The organism is Acinetobacter sp. YH12097, assembly GCF_013419225.1.
GTDB lineage: Bacteria > Pseudomonadota > Gammaproteobacteria > Pseudomonadales > Moraxellaceae > Acinetobacter > Acinetobacter amyesii.
The window spans coordinates 1-19,502 of record NZ_VPAN01000025.1 but is presented as its reverse complement, the minus strand read 5'-3'; the positions used below and the strand labels follow the sequence as shown (position 1 = coordinate 19,502).

Sequence of the window (19,502 nt, the reverse complement as noted above, 5' to 3'; positions counted from 1 at the left end):
CGTTTGTTCAAAATTAATCACCTTTTCAGGTTTGATTTTCAATAGTTAAGAAGCATTATGCTGTTGTACAAATCTAATAAACTCTTCTTCGCTCATCACAGGTACACCCAACTTTTCAGCCTTTTCTAATTTAGAACCTGCCTTTTCACCTGCAACTACACATTTGGTTTTACCCGAAACACTACCACTGACACGTGCGCCTAAGGCTTGAAGCATTTGCGTCGCTTCATCACGCCCCATGGTACTCAATGTCCCAGTAATCACCCAACTCTCGCCATTCAGCGGCTGACGACTTGGTGCAACAGGTGCATCCCAATGAATCCCAGCTGCCAACAAACGATCAACCACTTCGAGGTTATGCGGCGCTTGGAAAAAATCGACAATCCATTCAGCGGTAATATCACCAACGTCTGGCGTTTTTTTCAAGGATTCTAGATCTGCATGACGAATCGCATCAAAGGTTTGGAAAGTATTCGCGAGCATGCGTGCCGTGGTTTCACCCACGCCTCGAATGCCGAGTGCATAAATAAATGCACTTAGTGTCGTTTTCTTACTATTTTCAATAGAATCGATGAGGTTTTGAACCGACTTCTCGCCCATTTTTTCAATAGTCAGTAATTTTTCACGATGCGCATGCAAGCTATAAATATCAGCCACATCTTTGAGCAGATCCAAATGTAAAAGTGATTCCGCCCAACGGTCGCCTAAGCCCTCAATGTCCATAGCTTTACGCGATACAAAGTGACGAATCGCCTCAATACGCTGTGCAGCACAGTACAAACCACCTGAACAACGTGCCAAGGCTTCACCTTCGGGCATCACCACTGGAGATGAGCAGACTGGGCAATATGCAGGTAACTGAACTTCTACCGTATCTACAGGACGGAATTCAGGCCATACTTTTTCCACTTTTGGAATCACATCGCCACTACGGTAGACACTGACTGTATCACCCACACGGACATCTAAACGGTGAATTTCACCAATATTATGAAGAGTGACATTGGAAACCGTTACCCCTCCGACTGCCACAGGGTTTAAACGTGCGACTGGGGTCAAAGTGCCTGTACGCCCCACTTGCCAATCAATATTTTCAACTGTCGTGAGCGCTGCGACTGCAGGGAATTTATATGCCGTTGCCCAGCGTGGCTCACGGCTTAAAAAACCTAAAGTTTGCTGCTGTTTCAAACTATTCACTTTAATCACCATGCCATCAATTTCAACACTCAGGCTTGGACGATCAATGATCATTTGCTCATACGCAGCTTGTACGTCCTGAATGCTGTCACAAATAAAGTGACGTTCACCGACAGCAAAACCAAACTGCGTCAGCCATTCTAAGCTAGCAGACATGGTGGTTTGACCATGATGTGGTTCGCACTGTGCAATGCCATAAGCATAAAAAGCCAATGGACGTGAAGCCGCAATTGCAGGGTCGAGTTGACGTAAGCTTCCTGCTGCTGCATTTCGTGGATTGGCAAAGGTTTTTTCACCATTGGCTTCGTTTTCAGCATTGAGCTTTTCAAAGCCTGACTTTGGCATCAGGACTTCACCACGAACTTCAAGCAGACTTGGAATATTGGTCTGTGTAGAAGTCAGTACTTTAGGCAAATTACGAATGGTTTTTACATTTTGGGTAATGTCTTCCCCTGTTTCACCATCGCCCCGTGTCACACCACGGACTAAAATGCCATTTTCATACCAGAGAGAAATCGCCAGTCCATCAAATTTTAATTCGACATCATATTCAATTTTTTGATTCGGCAAGCGCTCTTCCGCACGACGCGCAAAGGCAAATAAATCTTCTGCATTAAACACATTACCCAATGACAACATGGGTACTGCATGGGTTACAGATTCAAACTTAGACAAGGCCTTTCCACCCACTTTTGTAGTTGGTGTATCAGGTTGTACTAAATCAGGGTATTGCTCTTCTAAAGCTTTTAATTGGTGAAAAAGTTGATCATATTCACTGTCCTCAATTTCTGGTGTGTCCATGACATAGTAGGCATGGTTATGCTTCGCCAAGAGTTGAATCAGTTGTCGCATCTGTGCAACGACAGTGGATTGTTGTGTCATACATTCACCATAAAAAAGGGCGGTTCATGCTCCGCCCTCAAATTTCATTATCTGTTGCTATTATAGAAACCCACTCGGTGAGTTTCAATCAAAGACGCTTAGACTTCGATAGCTTGACCTTGACGATAATCAATGGCTTGATGACGCCAATGTTCACGCATCTGCGGTGTAAATTCTTGGTTATTTTGATCATACACAGTACCGTCAATTTCACGGGCAATTAGACGTGAAATGCTATCCATGGTATCAAAGGCATTTTGTACATCGCTGTGTGGCAGCGCTAAGAAGAAAGCCAAACCTTTTACTTCTTCAGTCGATAAAGTTTCAAGATCAAAACCTTGCGCAGCGCCATCATTATTCATTTGCAATACAGAGAATAATAACTTTGTACCTTCTTCATCATAGCGATGGAAACAGGCCATTTCGCCAAAACGCAGGCCGTATTTGAGTAACACTTTTAATGCTTTTTCACCCGACAAGGCACGGCTATCCGGGAACACATTTAAGGCGATATAAGTTTCCGCAGTCGCTAAAGCACTTTCTTCATCAACAATTTTTTGTTCATGTAAATGCGCATCCAAAATACTGCTTTCTTCATCAAAATCGCTAATTTCAGCTTTTTCAATTGCGCTATTTACACTAAATTCTGGCGCTTTTTCTGCAGGAACAGCATCAGCCTGAACGTCCGTCGCAGCAGTCGCTGCGTGATTGGCATCGGCGGCTACAGATGCAACAGTTGTAGATTCAGTTGCTTCTGTAGACAAGGTACTGTCTTCTGTTGCAGTTTGAGCGTTTTCAACTGAAACGGGATCTGTCGTAGTCGCCTCAGTCTTAGCTTCAACGCTCTGCTCAGTTGGTTCCGTTGCCGTTGCTTCTTGCGTTACATTCGCTTGAACAGTTTCAGTCGCTTCAACCGCTGTAACTTTTTTCTCAGCCAAAGTCGGCTCTACACGTGGCGTGGTTTCAGATGTATTTAACTGATTTCGTACATGGCGCGGAATAACAGGTTGCTGACTATCAGGATCAATATGTAATTCGGTGTCAAGTGATGGCGCTGCATCTGCAGGTTTACGAAACATCATTCGAATACCCACAACCATGATAATTACAGCGATTACAATCCCAGCTATAGTGGTGATTTCCATGTTATGCCTCCGCAGCTAAACCGTATTCTTTGGCTTGCTCTATATTCACAGTCACTAATTTTGAAGTTCCTGGTTCTGGCATGGTCACACCAAGTAAGTCAGTTGCCATTGTCATAGCCAGTTTATTGTGTGTAATGTAGATAAATTGCACTTGTTCTGAAAGCTCTTTTACAAGATTACAAAATCTTCCTACATTTGCATCGTCTAAAGGTGCATCGACTTCGTCTAAAACGCAAAATGGTGCAGGATTTAGGCGGAAAATCGCAAAAACCAAAGCCAATGCGGTCAGTGCCTTTTCACCACCTGACAATAATGCCAAAGAGCTATTTCGTTTACCCGGTGGTCGTGCCATCAGTTTTACACCTGATTGCCAACCATCTTCAAGACTTAAACTTGCTTCACCACCATTAAATACTTTCGGAAATAACGCTTGAAGTTCAGCATTAACCTTATCAAAGGTTGTCATAAACAGCTTTCGCGTTTCCTGATCAATGCTTTTCATCGCGGCTTGCAGTTGCTCAACAGTCTTTTGCAAGTCATCAATTTGGTGGCTTAAATCATCAAAGCGTTTAGAAACTTCAGTATATTCTTCTGCCGCAGCCAAGTTGACTGCACCCAATTTATCAAACTGCTGCTGCGCTTTTTCGAGTTTTTGCTGATGGGATACCACATCAATGCTTAAACCTGTCAGCATTTCGCTGTTCATTTCTTTCAGCTGTTCAGAATAATGCTGTAAATCAGACTGCGCGGATTGCCAAGCTAGACGCTTTTCTTCCAATTGCGTACGCAATTTTTCATCTTGCTGTTGATGTGAATGGCGTTGTTCCGTCAATGTCTGTTGTTTGCTCTGCACGTTATTCAGTTCAAGCTGCCAGTCATTCCAAGTTTTTTGTAAACGTTCAGTGACTTGAGCCTGCTCTGAATACTGTGACTCAAGCGCAGGCAATTCTAACTGTACAGGATCAACAAATTTCTTTGCTTGTTCCATCTGTCCAATAATTTGCTGAGTTTGCGCTTTCAAAAACACCGTGTCTTTTTCTAATAATTCAATCTGTTGTTTCGTCTGTACAGACTGACGATGCACGATTTCCAATTCTTGCTGACTGTGTAATGCCACTTGCTGAGCACTTTCCAGCGCTAGACTCAATTCCTCAACTTGGAATTGCAAGGTTTTATAATTGGGCAAGGCTTGCTCAAGCTTCATCGTCAGCGCATGCAGATCTATTTCCAAATCGTCTTTTTGCATGGCATCTTCTTCAAGCTGCGCTTCAAGTTGCTGCAATTGATCTTCTAACTGCTGCTTTTGTAATGCAAATGCCTGATTGGAACTTTGTACCTTCGCAATCGCAACATCAGCATTTTGAATGTCTTTTTGCCAATTTTTTAATTGGCTATGTTGCTGTTGCAGATTTTGCTGTAAAGCTTGTACGGCATTTTGCAACTCAGGCAATTGGCCTTCTAGTTGCGTCAGCTTAGGCTGCTGCTCTGCAAGTAATTCAGTCAATTCATCTAAACGAATACGGTGGCTCAATGCACCTTGCCCTGCTTGGCTGTCCTCATCATAGTCTAGACCAATCACCCAATCCGCACCGACATGATAACCATCGAGCGTGAGTATCGACTGACCAGCAGCCAGTTTAGCCTGATGACTCAATGCCACCGTCAATGTTTCAGCAATCGCGACCTGCTGCCAGATTGAAAGCTGTGGTGCTTCAATCCACGTCGCCAAAGCGTCTAATCCAACGATTTGTGCTGCGGTGTGATGACTGCCTTTGACCTGACGTGCAATACTGTCTTGAAAATTATCACTGTGTCCCAAGACTTGGGCACTCAGCCATTTAGACAAAAATTTCTCGACCAGTTGGGCATGCTGTTTACCTTGTGTGCTCAACTGCAACTGCTGCATTAAATGTTGACGCTGGCTTTGCTGCTTTGGACTGGCTTTAATCATCAATTGATTTAGGTTTTTTTGCTCTGACAACAACACCTGTATTTCTGACTTTAGCTGCAGCACCATATTTTTATGCTGTGCCTGCTGTTCTTGTGCAGCTGCAAGCTGTGTCTGCGTTTCGGCAATCACCTGCTCTTGTTGCGTAATTTGTTGTTCGAGCTGTTGCTTATCTTGCTGATACTGCTCCAACTCATCTTGCTGCGCCTGATGCTGAATTTGACCTTTTTGCTGTTGCAGGGTCTCACGTTGTTGCTCAATTCGACCAATATTTTTGGTCAATTGTTCACTCTGCGCCAACATCTGTAGCTTTTGCTGTTGCTGCTTTTCGACTTGCCCACGGCATTGTTCAAATTGTTGAACCGCTTGTTGATGCTGAGCTTTCAAATCGGCCAATTGTTGAGTCTGATCTTGACTACTGCTTTCTTGGCGCTGTAATTGCTCAACAAATCCATCTTGCTGTTCTTGCAGCGTTTCCAGTTGTAACTCTAATAGCTGTAAACGTTCTTTGGTTTGAGCTTTTTGCTTTTCAAGCTCCACCAAACTTGCCGAATTTTGTGCAAATAAACCCTGCTTTTGCTCCAGCGTCATTTTCAACTCAGACAGTTTCTTTTCCGCCTGTTGCCATTCGCTTTGTAATGGCGTGGACTGTTGAATAAGCCGTTGAAATAAAGCACTGGTGGAAGATAAGTCATGCTCAAGGGTGTTCAGCTCAGAACGAACCAGTTTGAAGGTTTCCCCGAGCTCATTCATCTGAAGCGTGTATTCTTGCTGTAAACGCGTGCTTTGTTCACATTGGAAAGACAGCACTTCGATCTTAATAGTACGAATCTGGGTTTCTAATTCTTTGTATTGCACTGCCGTTTCAGACTGACGTTTTAAGGTTTTCAGCTGAGACTTTAGTTCGGATGCAATGTCTTCGAGGCGTTCTAAATTTTGAGTGGTGTGTTCTAGATGCTGTAAAGTTTCACGACGGCGGGCTTGATAGCGAGAAACCCCTGCGGCTTCTTCAATATACACGCGCATTTCTTCAGGTTTGGCATCGACCAAACGGTTGATCATGCCCTGTTCAATAATCGCATACGAACGCGGACCTAAACCGGTACCTAAGAAAATATCGGTAATATCACGACGGCGGCATTTGGTGCCGTTGAGGAAATATTCGGATTTACCATCACGATTGACCTGACGGCGAACTGCCAGTTCAGTATAGGCATTATAAGCACCACCTAACTTGCCATAGGTGTTATCAAAACGCAGTTCAACACTCGCCATCCCGACTGGTTTACGCTTTGCCGTTCCGGTAAAAATAACATCTTGCATGGTGCCACCACGCAATTGACGGGCACTGGATTCACCCATAACCCAACGAATGGCATCAATCACATTGGATTTACCACAGCCGTTCGGTCCAACAACCGCACTACGGTTGCCTTCAAATTTTAGAGTTGTGCTATCGGCAAAAGATTTGAAGCCGGAAAGTTTTAAACTGCTTAAACGCATAATGTCCTGATCAGCGGCGTGAACGTCTCGCCCACGCTAATTCGATTTGTTTCATCCGTGTTAGTGATTCCAACACAAGGTTGCGTAAGTGTCGACAAAAATCTTCCATAAATAAAGTGGCTTGATGTGATTTTCTGATTAAAACTGCATCAGTCACTAATTTAAACAAATCAAAAGATTCTTGTAGTTCACGTCGTGAAATATTCAGTGTCAGGAAATAACTACGTCTGAGTGATGGCAACAATTCTTGGTAATAACGCATCAGGTAGGTATTTCCCACCATTTCATGCTGACGAGCCATGCCCTGAAAAATCAGATCATAAAACTTTTCAGTATTGCCTTGGCGAGTTTCCACGTCTAATTGTTCAAGTAATAACTGAATACGTTCAGCTTCATGGCTGCGCCACGTTTCCGCCATACGATGCACAATTTGACCCAACAATAATGCTGCAATATCAAATAATGAACGCACTTGTAAAGCCGACATTTCAGAGACTAAGGCGCCACGGCGTGGGTAGATTTCAATGAGCTGGGTCCGTTCTAAAATCAATAAAGCTTCACGAACAGAGCCACGGCTCACATCCAATTCGGCCGCAATTCTAAGTTCCTGAATACGCTCGCCTTCGACCAACTCACCGCGAATGATTTGTTCACCGATGTGTTTGGCAATTTGTTCTGACAAACTGTCCGCTTCTTGTTGTTGCATACTGTTCCTATCTTTTTTTTATAAGATGCAATGTTCAGATTTACACTCAATCTATTTGCATTAGAAACGATAAGCAACCTAATTGAACATGACATTGTCTGACAATCTTGTGTCAACAAAGCCAATTTTGTCAGTCAAAACGGACAATCAAGCGCCAAAGGCTTGCACACCTTGGTAAATAAAATAGCAACCAACTGTTGTTAATAAACATGCAAAACAACGCTTTAGCATAAATGGCGACAACATATGAGCCACTTTCGCACCCAATTTCGCAGTGATGAAGCTCATTACACTAATCCCGATAAATGCATAAATATGGATATAACCAATGGTATTGGGAACCACGATATCGGCTTGATGACCAAACCACATAAAGCCGAGGGCCCCAGCAATCGCAATCGGTAAACCACATGCAGCAGAGGTTGCAACCGCTTTTTGCATAATGACGCCATTTTTATTCAAATACGGGACGGTTAAGCTACCTCCACCAATACCGAAGATCGCAGAGGCAATCCCAATACCACCTCCTGCTGCCATTTGCATGGCTTGTGAGGGTAAATGTTTATTCGGATCGACTGGTGTCGCTGCACCGCGAAACATTTTAAAGGCCACCCAGACCGCAAAAAAGCCAATTAACAGTTGCAAACCCTGCCCTGATAAATAATCTGCAATGCCTGCACCGAGAAATGAACCGATCACCAAACCTGGTGCCAAATTCCGAAAGACATTCCACAGCACTGCACCTTTTTTATGATGTGCCGAAACCGAACTGAGTGAGGTCACAATAATCGTGGCCAAAGAGGTGCCCACCGCCATGTGCATAATCACACTGGGATCATACTGAAGTTGGGTAAAAACGATGAATAAAATCGGCACAATAATCAGACCACCGCCCACACCAAATAGCCCCGCAGCAAAACCAGCGATTGCACCAATCAATAAATATATGATTAACTCCATCAATATTATTCCACAACTCTCAGATTCAAATGGATTTAGAGACCAGACACTTACAGCAATTGCTGAGCACAGTACCTCAACCGCCTGAAGTTTTATTACTGAAGCCCATTACTACATCGACCAATGACGATGTCCGTGAGATTGCCAAAAAAGGCATTCAACATGTTTTGGTATGCAGTGAAGAGCAAACTCAGGGGCGTGGGCAACGCGATCATCAATGGGTCTCACCCGTTGGTAATATCTATTTAAGCACATTGCTGAATTTACAGACAGCGATAGATGGACGGCTTGCACTCGAAATTGCCTTAAATATCTTGCAAATGCCAAGTTTGCAAAATCTCGCATTACAAGTGAAATGGCCCAATGACCTATATAGCCCACAAGGCAAATGGGGCGGGATTTTGATTGAACCAATTTCGCCACATCAAGCGATTGTCGGCGTGGGCATGAACTTATTTCCGATTCCATCCACAGGAATTGAGCAACGCGCAACGTCGTTATATGAACTCGGACTTCACTCGCCAAACCGTTTACAGTTAATCGCTGAACTCTATGCAGCGATTCAACTTGCAGGTGAATGGTTCGATCATAACTGCTATAACCTCGCTGCAAGATTCAACCATTATGCTGCATTTATGCAACAGCCTGTTGAGCTTGAACACCTACAAGGCAAAAGCCAAGGTCTCTTTCTCGGTATTGAAAATGATGGTTCGATCAACATCCAAACGTCACAGCGCTTAGAAAATCATTTCCAAGGTCGCTTACGTTTAGCAGATCAATCATAAACAGGATTGCAAAGGCCTACTGATGAAAAAATTATGGCTCGATGTCGGTAATACCCGGCTGAAATACTGGATTACCGAACATGATCAAATTATAGAGCATACTGCGGAACTGCATTTACAGTCGCCTGCCGAACTCCTACTCGGTTTGATCCAGCACTTTAAAAGCTTGGACTTAGATCAGGTCGGGATTTCTTCAGTACTCGACAAGAAAAATAATGATCGGATTCAAAAAATTCTTAAATTTTTATCGGTTCCTGTCACCATTGCCAAAGTTCATGCCGAATATGCGGGCTTACGCTGTGCTTATGAAGACACCAGTAAATTCGGGATCGACCGTTGGCTGCAAATGCTCGCAGTGGTCAAAGACCCTACTCAAAAATACTGTGTCATTAGTTGTGGAACGGCACTCACCATTGACTTAACGGATGGCTTACAACATTTAGGCGGTTATATTTTGCCAAATTTGTATTTGCAACGTGATTCGCTCATCCAAAACACCAAAGGCATTAAAATTCCAGATGCCACCTTTAACGAGCTGTCTCCTGGTAAAAATACCATAGACGCTGTTCATCATGGCATCTTGCTCAGCTTGGTCAGCACCATTGAAAAGGTTCTCGATAAATATCCAAGTCGCTTAATTTTAACCGGTGGCGATGCTGCGCTATTTGCACGCTATTTAGAACAATATCAGCCGGCTGTCGAAGCGGATTTGCTGCTTCAAGGTCTACAAAGTTATGTAAATGGCGTGTAGTTTAGCCATTTATTTGATAACAAACTGTGAAAGCATGATGATCAATGGTCATCACGCTTTTTTTACAATCATTTCATACAAGCATAATTACAAATTGTATCGCGATTCATGACCTTTTTTCGCCCAACGAATTACAATAGCCTGCGATGATCGACAGATACATCAGCAACTTTATAATTTAAAAATGTCTTTCAAGATAGAATATAAGACGAAGAGTATAGATATGAAATTTAAAAATTTACTGGGTTTAAGCCTGCTCACCTCTACATTATTCTTCGGCGGTTGTACCACGACACAAAATCTAGCCAACTCTAAAATCCCTGCCGAAATCAAATCACAGCTCAGCACCTCTGAAGCAGTTTTGGGCTATTTTGGAGATGAAGATAATCCCGATTACTGCGGCTGCGTATCGTATATTGATTCAAGTTATTACATGACCCCAGTCAAAGACGGCTATTACCGTGTACTTTTAGGTCGTAATACCACAGGAGATTTTTTAGTTCAAGATTTTTACCAAGAAACCAAAACCCCTCAATCCTCACCTGCTTGGGTCAAAGATCCGATGAAACTATTTAGTTTTAGTGGCAGTGACATCGAAGGCCCAGTAACACTTTATCGCAAAAACGGCAAAGTAGAATCAACCTTTGTGAATCAAGATGGCGTGAGCATCCAAGGCGAAGAATTTTATCCAACAGGACAACGTGGCGCAGCGTATAAAGTCGATGAAAATGGTAATGACGCCTATCGCTTATGGTATGCCTCAGGAAAAATTGCGGCTGAATATGTGGTCGATACCGACGGTGAATATGTTGGTGGCTATAAAGCATGGCAGGAAGATGGTCGCGAAGCCAATGATGATATTGACGACATTCGTGAACGTGTTGCTTTAGAACTCGACTGATCTTTCAACAGTTCGAACAAACAAAAAAGGCGCAGATTGCGCCTTTTTTCTCTTCAATTGCACCAATTGCATGATTGTAATCTCAGTCTTCACTAAATACCTTATCGACAAAACACGCGATCTATAAAACACGCGCTCAAAACCTACCTAAGCCGTTAAAATCGGCTCTAACACGTGCCACAGTTGTGGAATCTCAGAAAAGCCATCTTTTGCTGTGAAATGCCCTGCTTCTTTCACTTCATAAATTTGTGCATTTATAAAATTGCCCAATTGGATCGCAACCGGTGGCGGCACGATTGGATCATTGGATGAAATCAGACTGATACAAATCGGCATATAGGTCTGTAAAACACCGCTATCCATTTTTGCACGTTGAATAAATGCAGTTAATTCAGGCTGTGTCGGTAAACTACTTTTAAAACCTGACACAAAAACGCCCGCTTTAATCCGTGTGCTATGCTGTTCAAAATATTGATTGAGATAATGCAGCGTGGTTAAGCACCCCAAACCATGTGCAATCACGATGGTATTTTCATCCAAATCTGGCATTTGCAACGCTAGAAATTTCTGCCAATGGTCAAAATCAGGTTGTGCCGCATTTGCCATCACGATGCGTCGAGAATAATGTCCTGCTTCTTGCAGCTTTCGTCCCAACCAAGGAAACCAATGATCATTCGGTGATGCATCATGACCATGAACAATATAGATCTTTTGGCTTTCTGGCGTATGCGGTGTATTCATGATTTGATTCTTATTTTAGGTGATTATTTTTAGTGAAGCTTTCAATTTGCAGTTCGGCAAATTTTCACCTCTGTTTTAAACCTGTCACCTACACGCTCTCAATGTCAATTTGGCATCTTTTTGTAATGATTTAGCTCAGTTCGGTATCTATCTGCTGGTATAGCAAGATTCCTTCATCCAGTACTTGCTATCAAATGCACTCGATCACTTTGCTTAAGCGCACAGTCTCGTCAAATTGCAGCCATAAAAAAAGGCGCTAAATGCGCCTTTTTTTAAGTCCAAATTACTTCGGATCTTTACTGCCGAACAATGGACCCATGCCACCGCCGCCAAATTGTTTTTGCATATTGCCTAATGATTTCATCATTTTTGCCATACCCGTTGGGTTGGCAAATTTCTTCATCATTTTCGCCATTTGCGCATGTTGCTTGATGAGTTTATTTACTTCCGCAACATCCATACCACAGCCTGCTGCAATACGTTTTTTACGGCTTGGATTCATCAAGTCTGGGTTACGACGTTCTTTAATGGTCATCGATTGAATAATTGCTTCCATTTTCTTCACTTGCTTTTCAGGATTTGCTTGTGCAATTGCATCTTGAATCCCTGAGTTGCTCATGCCTGGAAGTTTATCCAGGAAGCCCATCATGCCGCCCATTTTGTTCATTTGTTCAAACTGCATCAGCATATCTTCAAAGTTGAAGCTACCGCCTTTTTGCAGTTTTTTCGCCATTTTTTCGGCTTTTTCTTTGTCGATTTTACGTTCAACTTCTTCGACCAAAGAAAGTACGTCACCCATACCCAAAATACGCTGTGCAATACGTTCAGGATGGAATGGCTCTAGGGCATCGAGTTTTTCACCCATACCCAAGAATTTGATTGGCTTACCAGTAATGGCACGAACAGAAAGTGCTGCACCACCACGTGCATCACCATCCGTTTTTGTCAGGATCACACCCGTCAAAGGTAAGGCATCATTAAAGGCTTTTGCCGTATTCGCCGCATCCTGACCAGTCATGGCATCAACCACGAACAATGTTTCAGTCGGCTTAATCGCTGCATGAAGCTCTTTAATTTCATCCATCATTTCGTCGTCTACATGTAAACGACCTGCTGTATCGACAATCAAGACATCAGCAAATTGAATTTTTGCTTGCTCAATCGCACGATTTGCGATGGTAATTGGTTTTTCGTCTGCGCTTGATTCAAAGAAAATCGCGCCAACTTCACCCGCAACTGTTTGTAGCTGTTTAATCGCTGCTGGGCGATAAACGTCGGCAGATACCATTGCTACTTTTTTCTTTTGACGTTCTTGTAAGAAACGTGCAAGTTTTGCCGCAGTAGTTGTTTTACCCGCACCTTGCAAACCTGCAAGAAGCACAACAACTGGTGGCTTTGCCGCTAGGTCTAGGCTTTCATTCGCCTCACCCATCATTTTGGTCAATTCGTCATGAACGATTTTGACGAAAGCCTGCCCCGGTGATAACTGAGTCATCACTTCTTGGCCCAATGCTTCTTCCTTAACTTTCGCGATGAATTCACGAGTTACAGGTAACGCAACATCGGCTTCAAGAAGTGCCATACGTACTTCGCGTAACGTATCTTTAATATTGTCTTCGGTTAGCTGCCCTGAGCCAGTAACATTTCTTAAACTCTGCGTGAGTCGTTCTGTTAAGGTATCAAACATTGCAAAATCCGCTTAAAATAGCCATGAGCAAAAAATTGTTTCTTAAAATAGAAAATTTATGCATAGAATGCTATAGGATACTTTAGTTCTTGCAGAATTTATATAAATGAATATTCAACATCCTGAAAAAGGTTTGACATGATCAGTCTCCCCTTGGTTTACACGATCCTAGCATTAATCGCTTATACCACGTCTTTTTGGTATTTATTCAGCCATTTAATGTCTAAACGTGCGCCGAACCATTGGTTTATTGGTGTTGTACTTGGTTTAGGCATGTTATTGCATGCAGGTGTTTTATATAACGACATGTTGACGCCTATGGGTGTGAACTATGACGTGTTCAACCTGATGTCATTTACTTCAGGTCTCATGCTATTACTCAGTATGTTATTTAGTACCTATCGACCTGTGCTTGCGATGAACCTGTTGGGCATCCCTGTGGCAGCGACGGGATTGATTTTAGGCTTTGCATTTAGTCGACAAAATCAATTCATAGAGCAACATTCACTGGGTTTAGACATCCATATTATTTTGTCGCTTTCCGCGTATGCCGTCCTACTGATGGCAACTATTCAAGCGGTCATTTTGCGTTTACAAGACCGTGAACTGAAAAACAAGCAGAAAAAACGTGTCTGGGTGAGCCTGCTTCCATCCTTCCAAGCCATGGAATCTTTACTATTTGATTTATTAATTGCTGGTTTTGCACTACTGACCGTGGCGCTTGGGTTTGGTTTCTTCACCATCGATAACTTCTTTGCACAGCATTTGGCGCATAAAACTGCCTTTAGCATCATTTCATGGTTCGTCTATGGTGCCTTGCTCATTGGACACTATCGATTTGGCTGGCGTGGTCAAAAAGCCATTCGCTTTACCATTATTGGTTTCTGTCTATTGGCAGTTGGCTTTATTGGATCTAAGTTTATTTTAGAAATGGTTTTAGGCCGCTAAGTCGACGATGAAACGATTTTAAGTTTTATTACGAAGTAAGTTTTATTACGAAGTAAGTTTTATTACGAAGTAAGTTTTATTACGAAGGGAGCTAAGGCTCTCTTTTTTTATAGCTTGATTATTCACACAGAAATAACAGGCATAAAAAAAAGCGCTATACAGCGCTTTTTTTTCATTACGTCTAAATTATAGAGCAACGATGTTTACAGCATTCGGGCCTTTTTGACCTTGAGCGATGCTGAAAGAAACCTTTTGGCCTTCTTGCAAAGTTTTGAAGCCAGAACCAGTGATTTCGCTGAAGTGAGCAAAAACGTCAGGACCGTTGTCTTGTGCAATAAAACCGAAACCTTTAGTTTCGTTGAACCATTTAACTGTACCAGTAACTGTATTAGACATAATAATACCTATTAATTTGTTGATTTAGCCATTGGATGATGACTGACTATAACTTGGAAAATAATAAAGAATTGAACTTCATTTCTGTAAAAAACGAAGGATTATGACTAACACTGCGATACTTAAAGAAAATTTACGAAACAATACTTTTTTTCTAGTTGCAGCCATCATACATGAAATCTTAAAAGATTCAAGCACAGTATATGTTGTTGATTCCATTAAAAAACAACAGTAAAAGCCATCTTCTTATTATTACTATCCATCTGTATTTACTCATTTTATTGTTTAAGTTTTATGTCAGTCAAGACTTTACGACTTTGGTCCTAATTTCACCAAATAATTACATAAAATCTTGTCATTTCGTATTCCGCGTCACCAGAAGCACAAAACCTAGACATCCCTTTCAAAACCACGTATAACTCCGTTTTTCAATTTTTGGCTGTGTGACCGTGAAACTTGTTCTTGCGCCGATGGAAGGCTTAACCGACCCAATTATGCGAGATGTGTTGACGCATGTGGGGAGTTTTGACTGGTGTGTAACCGAGTTTATTCGTGTCACGGACTCTGTCCTGCCCGACCATATTTATCATAGCTATTGTCCTGAACTAAACAATGAGGGCAAAACTGCAGCAGGAACACCGGTTCATGTGCAGTTCTTAGGTAACAATCCCACTATGCTGGCGGCAAATGCTGTACGCGCGGTAGAACTTGGTGCCCCTGCAATTGATATGAACTTTGGTTGCCCTGCAAAAACCGTCAACCGCCACCGTGGCGGTTCAGTTCTGCTAGATGAGCCTGAAGTGGTGTATGAGTTAGTCAAAGCTGTGCGTGATGCTGTTCCGAGTCATATTCCTGTATCAGCAAAAATGCGTTTGGGTTATATGGACCGTAACTTCACTATGGAAAATGCGCATGCCATCGAAGATGCCGGAGCTGCATGGGTTACAGTCCATGCGCGGACCAAAGCCGATGGTTATACCCCGCCTGCCTTTTGGGATCAGTTGCAACCCATTCGTGAAGCATTGAAAATTAACGTTATTGCCAACGGTGAAATTTGGAATAATGCCGATGCCAAACAGTGCCAACTCGAATCAGGTTGTGAAGACCTGATGATTGGTCGTGCTGCAGTCACCACCCCTGACATTACACAGTGTATCCGTCGTAATACCGATGAACCGCTGATAACGTGGCATGAACTACTTGGCTTACAAATTCGTTTCTTAAATGGCTCGTATAAGAAAGAAATGAATATGGTCGGTCGTTATAAACAATGGCTCGGCATGATGTCGAAGCACTATCCAGAAGCCAAAGTCCTTTGGGATGAAGTTAAACGTGTCAAACCACTCGATGAAATCGTGGAAAAACTCAAAGCCGGTATGTAAGTTTTAAAACACATATCTCAGCGTAGCCGCAAAGCCTTCGAACACACCTACAGTGTTCAAAGGCTTTGTTGTTTTGCAAACTCTAAAATTGCATCGATCTCATCTGCCAAAAACTCTTTTGGGTGTTCCGAAGTCGGGTTCATCACCAAGCTTGCGCCTTTGGTAATCGCAAATAATTTTTCAGCACTGATCATGACAAACTCTGCATCTGCACCAACATCCTGTTGAAGCATCTCAAGACTCAGAAAGAACGGAATGGCTTGCTCGCCCTGCTCCGTTTCCATCAATTGAAAATGTAAATGCTGCTCAGCATCACGCTCGCCCAAACAATATACTTGGCTGGCTAAAAGTTGCTGATAAAAGTCTTGGTATTGCTCAGGATGATCTAAAGTCGATTCATAAAGATGTTGAAGCGTGTCGTTCATTGTTATTGTCCGTCTATTTTTATCATTCAGATACTGTTCACAATCCACAGCATACAGGAAGTTTATGAATTATGCCGTTGATTTAAATCCTCAATGTGCTGTCGATTTGTTTTCCACGATTTTTCTAAAATTTCTTTTTCTAAACGCAACTGTATTCGTTTAAGTTTCATTTCAGAGATCACCGGTTGCTGAAAAGTTTGAACATAGTCCACCCAAGCTGTACCCCGAAATACATTCGGCGGCATCTCTGTTTTAAACACCGCTTCAGGCATAAAAACAATCACAGAATGCATATTGTCTTTATCCACAATATCGCTCAGCACCTGCTCTAACACTTTCATATGTTTATAATTTTGGTGAATCGGATTTTGAAATTTGAAACTTTTTTTATAAATCTTTTGCGTCCATTGTTTTTGTCTTTCGCTCCCAAAAATCCAACCCTTATAGTTTTTAGTTTCAATCACAAACACACCAAATGGGCTTAAAAGAAGATGATCAATTTGAGTCGTAGCTCCCTCGCCATCTGGTAAGGTCAAATCATTTAACAAGATATAATGGTCTTTCAAATAAAGTTTAACATGAACGGCGACAGCAAACTCCCCCATTTTCCCCTTTAAAAAAGGTTTAAATGCTTTGATTGCCCCCACAATCAGTAACAATGGAATTAGCCACCACAACGTCGAAATGAGGGGTGCAAAGATTTGAGAAATATTCATTGATTTGATTCATTATTTTAAATAAGTATATTTTATATTTTATTGTAATTTCTCAATTTTTAACAATATTTCTTTATTTTCTAAACCACCCGCAAAACCCACTAATTTTCCATTTACGCCCACGACACGATGACAGGGTGCAATAATTGAAATTGGATTTTTACCATTGGCTGCACCGACAGCACGTACGGCTTTGACATTGCCTATCTGCTCTGCAATTTGTTTATAACTGCGAGTTTCTCCAAAAGGAATTGTCAGTAAAGCTTGCCAAACTTGTTGCTGAAATTCGGTACCTTCAAAGTCTAGCGGCAAGTCAAATTGCTGTCTTTTACCTGCAAAATATTCATTTAATTGCTGTGCAGTTTTGAGCAAAATCGGGTGTTGCCGATCTTCAACCAAAGCCGCCAATCGCACACGATTAGGGTTTTCATTTTCCCAAAGAACAGCCACCAATGCGGTTTCATGTGCAACAAGTTTTAATTGTCCAACGGGCGAATCTAAAAACTGATAAGAAAGTTGCATGACATACTCCAAGCTCAAAATCGCAGTACTTCATTATTCAGGAGGACGATAATTTCATCAAGACCAGTCCTGAAATAATCAGTGCCGCAGCTAGCATGCGCATGGCATTGGCAGGCTCACCCAATACAACGATGCCGAGGATAAATGAACCCACTGCACCAATGCCTGTCCACACTGTATAGGCTGTACCCAGCGGTAAGGATTTCATTGCATAAGACAATAAAGCAAAACTTGCGATCATGAAAACAATGGTCAAAATACTTGGCGTCAGTTTGCTAAAGCCTTCAGAGACTTTCATACAATAGGCCCAAACCACCTCAAGTAATCCCGCTAAAATTAATAAAACCCAAGCCATATTTTTACCCATAAAAAAAGCACAAAAGGCTTTTACCTCTGTGCTTTAGAACATATTAACTTGAAGATAATTTCATCAAGATTAGACCAGAAATGATCAGTACTGCGGCTAACATCCGCATGGCAGTTGCAGGCTCACCGAGTATAAAAATACCCACAAGAAATGAACCAATCGCGCCGATTCCTGTCCAAATAGTATAAGCCGTTCCTAGAGGCAACGTTTTCATGGCATAGGCCAACAAACCAAAGCTCAGGATCATAAAAAAATAAAGTGACTAAACTTGGGCCAAGTTTTGTAAACCCTTCTGAGAGCTTCATCGAATAGGCCCAAACGATTTCAAAAATACCAGCGAACACTAGAACAACCCAGGCCATGATGCCTTCCTCCATATTAGTAGAGTCAGGTCGTCCTGACGATTTTTCTTACTGGCTTTGAACAAAGATGTAAGGGAGGTCGTTCCTCCGAGTATTGTCTTAGTATAGCAAACATGCTGAATTTTAGTGCAGTCTTTACATTTTTTGACCAAATTCAGGGCGTTATTCAGTTAATGAAAAAACTTGCACAGATGAATTGCGCCAAAACATGGCATGTCTGTTCAAAGGATAGATTCAGACATAAAAAAAGGCATCACCAAAACCTGTTGATGATGCCCTCTTTATTTGGTCTATTTGACTGTTAGAACTTCAGACGAAGTCCTGCGCCATACCACCATTGTTTTTCACTTCCAGTTTCAGCTTGCCATGCCGTATGCTGATTTCCTTTTTCATAGCTGTAAGCAACATCGATAAATGGCATCAACTTTTTATTGATTTCATAGCGTGTTTCTAGCCCTAGCCATACAGCACTGAGTCCTGTTTTTTGTGCATAGGCGGAATCATCACTCAGCACCACATCTAGGTTCAGATACGGTTTTAAAATCAGTTTTTGCGTCAGCAGCAGATCACGTTCGGTTTCTAAAGAAAAACTGACCTGATTATCTGTATCAAGATATAGATAAGCATCAGTTTCAAAGAAATACGGTGCCAGACCATGCAGACCCACCGCAGCATCTAACTGTTCCTTGTCCGTCACCTGATGTTCATCGACCCGATAACGCGCACCAATTTGTGCATCCCAAAAGTCAGAGATCATACGGCTATACATCACTTGAGCCGCATAATCTGCGTCTTGAGATTCAGCTTTATCGGCATGTAGTTTGATGAAGAGCTTATTTTCATCGGTCCCGATTCGACTCTCAATTTCGGTCTTTAAACTTCCACGACCATCGGCATTATTGAGCCATCGACTGTCGATCTCGGTCGCTTGATAAATCTGACCACCATGTTCACGCTTATGATCAATGGGATGCTGCGCAGAAGCAGCACGTGACGCAATAGATGATGTATTTGCATGTTCTACATGTTCTACATGTTCTACATGTTCTGCATGTTCTGCATGTTCTGCATGTTCTGCATGTTCTGCATGTTCTGCATGTTCTGCATGTTCTGCATGTTCTGCATGTTCTGCATGTTCTGCATGTTCTGCATGTTCTGCATGTTCTGCATGTTCTGCA

18 protein-coding genes and 1 pseudogene are annotated in these 19,502 nt (G+C 42.2%); 5 read left to right on the top strand and 14 right to left on the bottom strand.

What is annotated here, in order from left to right; genetic code table 11:
- Positions 1–45 precede the first annotated feature (45 nt).
- The 5 genes from ligA to FTU37_RS11135 all read right to left on the bottom strand — a co-directional run bounded on the left by ligA (position 46) and on the right by FTU37_RS11135 (position 8,341).
- Entirely contained in the window at positions 46–2,079 is a 2,034-nt protein-coding gene (ligA, locus tag FTU37_RS11155; RefSeq protein ID WP_180124360.1) for an NAD-dependent DNA ligase LigA, read from the bottom strand.
- A 98-nt stretch (positions 2,080–2,177) separates the two neighbouring features.
- The gene (locus FTU37_RS11150) at positions 2,178–3,224 is read right to left on the bottom strand and encodes a cell division protein ZipA C-terminal FtsZ-binding domain-containing protein (RefSeq protein ID WP_180124359.1); all 1,047 of its coding nucleotides are present in this window, start codon (positions 3,222–3,224) and stop codon (positions 2,178–2,180) included.
- A gap of 1 nt (position 3,225) precedes the next feature.
- A complete protein-coding gene (smc, locus tag FTU37_RS11145) occupies positions 3,226–6,675 on the bottom strand; it encodes a chromosome segregation protein SMC (protein ID WP_180124358.1) in 3,450 nt (1,149 codons plus the stop codon).
- 10 nt (positions 6,676–6,685) lie between these two features.
- Positions 6,686–7,381, bottom strand: coding sequence for a GntR family transcriptional regulator (locus tag FTU37_RS11140; RefSeq protein WP_078191157.1), 696 nt, complete (start codon positions 7,379–7,381; stop codon positions 6,686–6,688).
- 147 nt (positions 7,382–7,528) lie between these two features.
- Positions 7,529–8,341, bottom strand: coding sequence for a sulfite exporter TauE/SafE family protein (locus FTU37_RS11135; RefSeq protein WP_180008514.1), 813 nt, complete (start codon positions 8,339–8,341; stop codon positions 7,529–7,531).
- Positions 8,342–8,370: 29 nt separating this feature from the next.
- On the opposite strand from FTU37_RS11135, the gene FTU37_RS11130 reads away from it, so the two are divergent.
- The 3 genes from FTU37_RS11130 to FTU37_RS11120 all read left to right on the top strand — a co-directional run bounded on the left by FTU37_RS11130 (position 8,371) and on the right by FTU37_RS11120 (position 10,778).
- Positions 8,371–9,126, top strand: coding sequence for a biotin--[acetyl-CoA-carboxylase] ligase (locus tag FTU37_RS11130; protein ID WP_180023111.1), 756 nt, complete (start codon positions 8,371–8,373; stop codon positions 9,124–9,126).
- Positions 9,127–9,148: 22 nt separating this feature from the next.
- Positions 9,149–9,877: a type III pantothenate kinase gene (locus FTU37_RS11125; RefSeq protein WP_180124357.1), complete on the top strand. Its 729-nt coding sequence runs from the start codon at positions 9,149–9,151 to the stop codon at positions 9,875–9,877.
- Positions 9,878–10,100: 223 nt separating this feature from the next.
- Positions 10,101–10,778 carry a hypothetical protein gene (locus FTU37_RS11120; protein WP_180124356.1) on the top strand — a complete coding sequence of 226 codons (678 nt, stop codon included), beginning with the start codon at positions 10,101–10,103 and terminating at the stop codon, positions 10,776–10,778.
- 147 nt (positions 10,779–10,925) lie between these two features.
- Here the strand turns inward: FTU37_RS11120 and FTU37_RS11115 are convergent, their stop codons facing one another.
- Positions 10,926–11,519 (bottom strand): alpha/beta hydrolase, encoded by a 594-nt coding sequence (locus tag FTU37_RS11115; RefSeq protein WP_180055575.1) that lies wholly within the window; start codon positions 11,517–11,519, stop codon positions 10,926–10,928.
- 283 nt (positions 11,520–11,802) lie between these two features.
- A complete protein-coding gene (gene ffh / locus FTU37_RS11110; RefSeq protein WP_078191163.1) occupies positions 11,803–13,206 on the bottom strand; it encodes a signal recognition particle protein in 1,404 nt (467 codons plus the stop codon).
- A gap of 138 nt (positions 13,207–13,344) precedes the next feature.
- Here ffh and FTU37_RS11105 point away from each other — a divergent pair, with 138 nt between their 5' ends.
- Positions 13,345–14,154: an inner membrane protein YpjD gene (locus FTU37_RS11105; RefSeq protein WP_180124355.1), complete on the top strand. Its 810-nt coding sequence runs from the start codon at positions 13,345–13,347 to the stop codon at positions 14,152–14,154.
- Between the two features lie 186 nt (positions 14,155–14,340).
- Here FTU37_RS11105 and FTU37_RS11100 read toward each other — a convergent pair whose 3' ends face one another.
- Positions 14,341–14,550: a cold-shock protein gene (locus FTU37_RS11100; RefSeq protein ID WP_067761877.1), complete on the bottom strand. Its 210-nt coding sequence runs from the start codon at positions 14,548–14,550 to the stop codon at positions 14,341–14,343.
- Between the two features lie 449 nt (positions 14,551–14,999).
- Between FTU37_RS11100 and FTU37_RS11095 the strand changes: the two genes are divergently transcribed.
- Positions 15,000–15,932 carry a tRNA-dihydrouridine synthase gene (locus FTU37_RS11095; protein ID WP_180005012.1) on the top strand — a complete coding sequence of 311 codons (933 nt, stop codon included), beginning with the start codon at positions 15,000–15,002 and terminating at the stop codon, positions 15,930–15,932.
- A 56-nt stretch (positions 15,933–15,988) separates the two neighbouring features.
- Here the strand turns inward: FTU37_RS11095 and FTU37_RS11090 are convergent, their stop codons facing one another.
- From FTU37_RS11090 to FTU37_RS11065, 6 genes and pseudogenes are all read right to left on the bottom strand, one after another.
- A complete protein-coding gene (locus FTU37_RS11090) occupies positions 15,989–16,357 on the bottom strand; it encodes an SseB family protein (RefSeq protein ID WP_180124354.1) in 369 nt (122 codons plus the stop codon).
- A gap of 62 nt (positions 16,358–16,419) precedes the next feature.
- Complete coding sequence (locus FTU37_RS11085; RefSeq protein WP_180124353.1) at positions 16,420–17,073, bottom strand: nuclease-related domain-containing protein; 654 nt, start codon at positions 17,071–17,073, stop codon at positions 16,420–16,422.
- A gap of 39 nt (positions 17,074–17,112) precedes the next feature.
- Positions 17,113–17,595, bottom strand: coding sequence for a methylated-DNA--[protein]-cysteine S-methyltransferase (locus tag FTU37_RS11080; protein WP_180124352.1), 483 nt, complete (start codon positions 17,593–17,595; stop codon positions 17,113–17,115).
- A gap of 37 nt (positions 17,596–17,632) precedes the next feature.
- Positions 17,633–17,950, bottom strand: a complete 318-nt coding sequence (sugE, locus tag FTU37_RS11075) for a quaternary ammonium compound efflux SMR transporter SugE (RefSeq protein WP_180124351.1) — start codon at positions 17,948–17,950, stop codon at positions 17,633–17,635.
- Positions 17,951–18,005: 55 nt separating this feature from the next.
- Positions 18,006–18,324, bottom strand: a pseudogene (locus tag FTU37_RS11070) (multidrug efflux SMR transporter).
- 301 nt (positions 18,325–18,625) lie between these two features.
- The coding region (locus FTU37_RS11065) for a copper resistance protein B (protein WP_218954664.1) at positions 18,626–19,502 on the bottom strand (877 nt) is incomplete at its 5' end.

Bases quoted from the DNA above. Each gene is read 5' to 3' on its own strand.
- ligA (WP_180124360.1), bottom strand. From the start codon at position 2,079: ATGACACAACAATCCACTGTCGTTGCACAGATGCGACAACTGATTCAA.
- FTU37_RS11150 (WP_180124359.1), bottom strand. From the start codon at position 3,224: ATGGAAATCACCACTATAGCTGGGATTGTAATCGCTGTAATTATCATG.
- smc (WP_180124358.1), bottom strand. From the start codon at position 6,675: ATGCGTTTAAGCAGTTTAAAACTTTCCGGCTTCAAATCTTTTGCCGAT.
- FTU37_RS11140 (WP_078191157.1), bottom strand. From the start codon at position 7,381: ATGCAACAACAAGAAGCGGACAGTTTGTCAGAACAAATTGCCAAACAC.
- FTU37_RS11135 (WP_180008514.1), bottom strand. From the start codon at position 8,341: ATGGAGTTAATCATATATTTATTGATTGGTGCAATCGCTGGTTTTGCT.
- FTU37_RS11130 (WP_180023111.1), top strand. From the start codon at position 8,371: ATGGATTTAGAGACCAGACACTTACAGCAATTGCTGAGCACAGTACCT.
- FTU37_RS11125 (WP_180124357.1), top strand. From the start codon at position 9,149: ATGAAAAAATTATGGCTCGATGTCGGTAATACCCGGCTGAAATACTGG.
- FTU37_RS11120 (WP_180124356.1), top strand. From the start codon at position 10,101: ATGAAATTTAAAAATTTACTGGGTTTAAGCCTGCTCACCTCTACATTA.
- FTU37_RS11115 (WP_180055575.1), bottom strand. From the start codon at position 11,519: ATGAATACACCGCATACGCCAGAAAGCCAAAAGATCTATATTGTTCAT.
- ffh (WP_078191163.1), bottom strand. From the start codon at position 13,206: ATGTTTGATACCTTAACAGAACGACTCACGCAGAGTTTAAGAAATGTT.
- FTU37_RS11105 (WP_180124355.1), top strand. From the start codon at position 13,345: ATGATCAGTCTCCCCTTGGTTTACACGATCCTAGCATTAATCGCTTAT.
- FTU37_RS11100 (WP_067761877.1), bottom strand. From the start codon at position 14,550: ATGTCTAATACAGTTACTGGTACAGTTAAATGGTTCAACGAAACTAAA.
- FTU37_RS11090 (WP_180124354.1), bottom strand. From the start codon at position 16,357: ATGAACGACACGCTTCAACATCTTTATGAATCGACTTTAGATCATCCT.
- FTU37_RS11085 (WP_180124353.1), bottom strand. From the start codon at position 17,073: ATGAATATTTCTCAAATCTTTGCACCCCTCATTTCGACGTTGTGGTGG.
- FTU37_RS11080 (WP_180124352.1), bottom strand. From the start codon at position 17,595: ATGCAACTTTCTTATCAGTTTTTAGATTCGCCCGTTGGACAATTAAAA.
- sugE (WP_180124351.1), bottom strand. From the start codon at position 17,950: ATGGCTTGGGTTTTATTAATTTTAGCGGGATTACTTGAGGTGGTTTGG.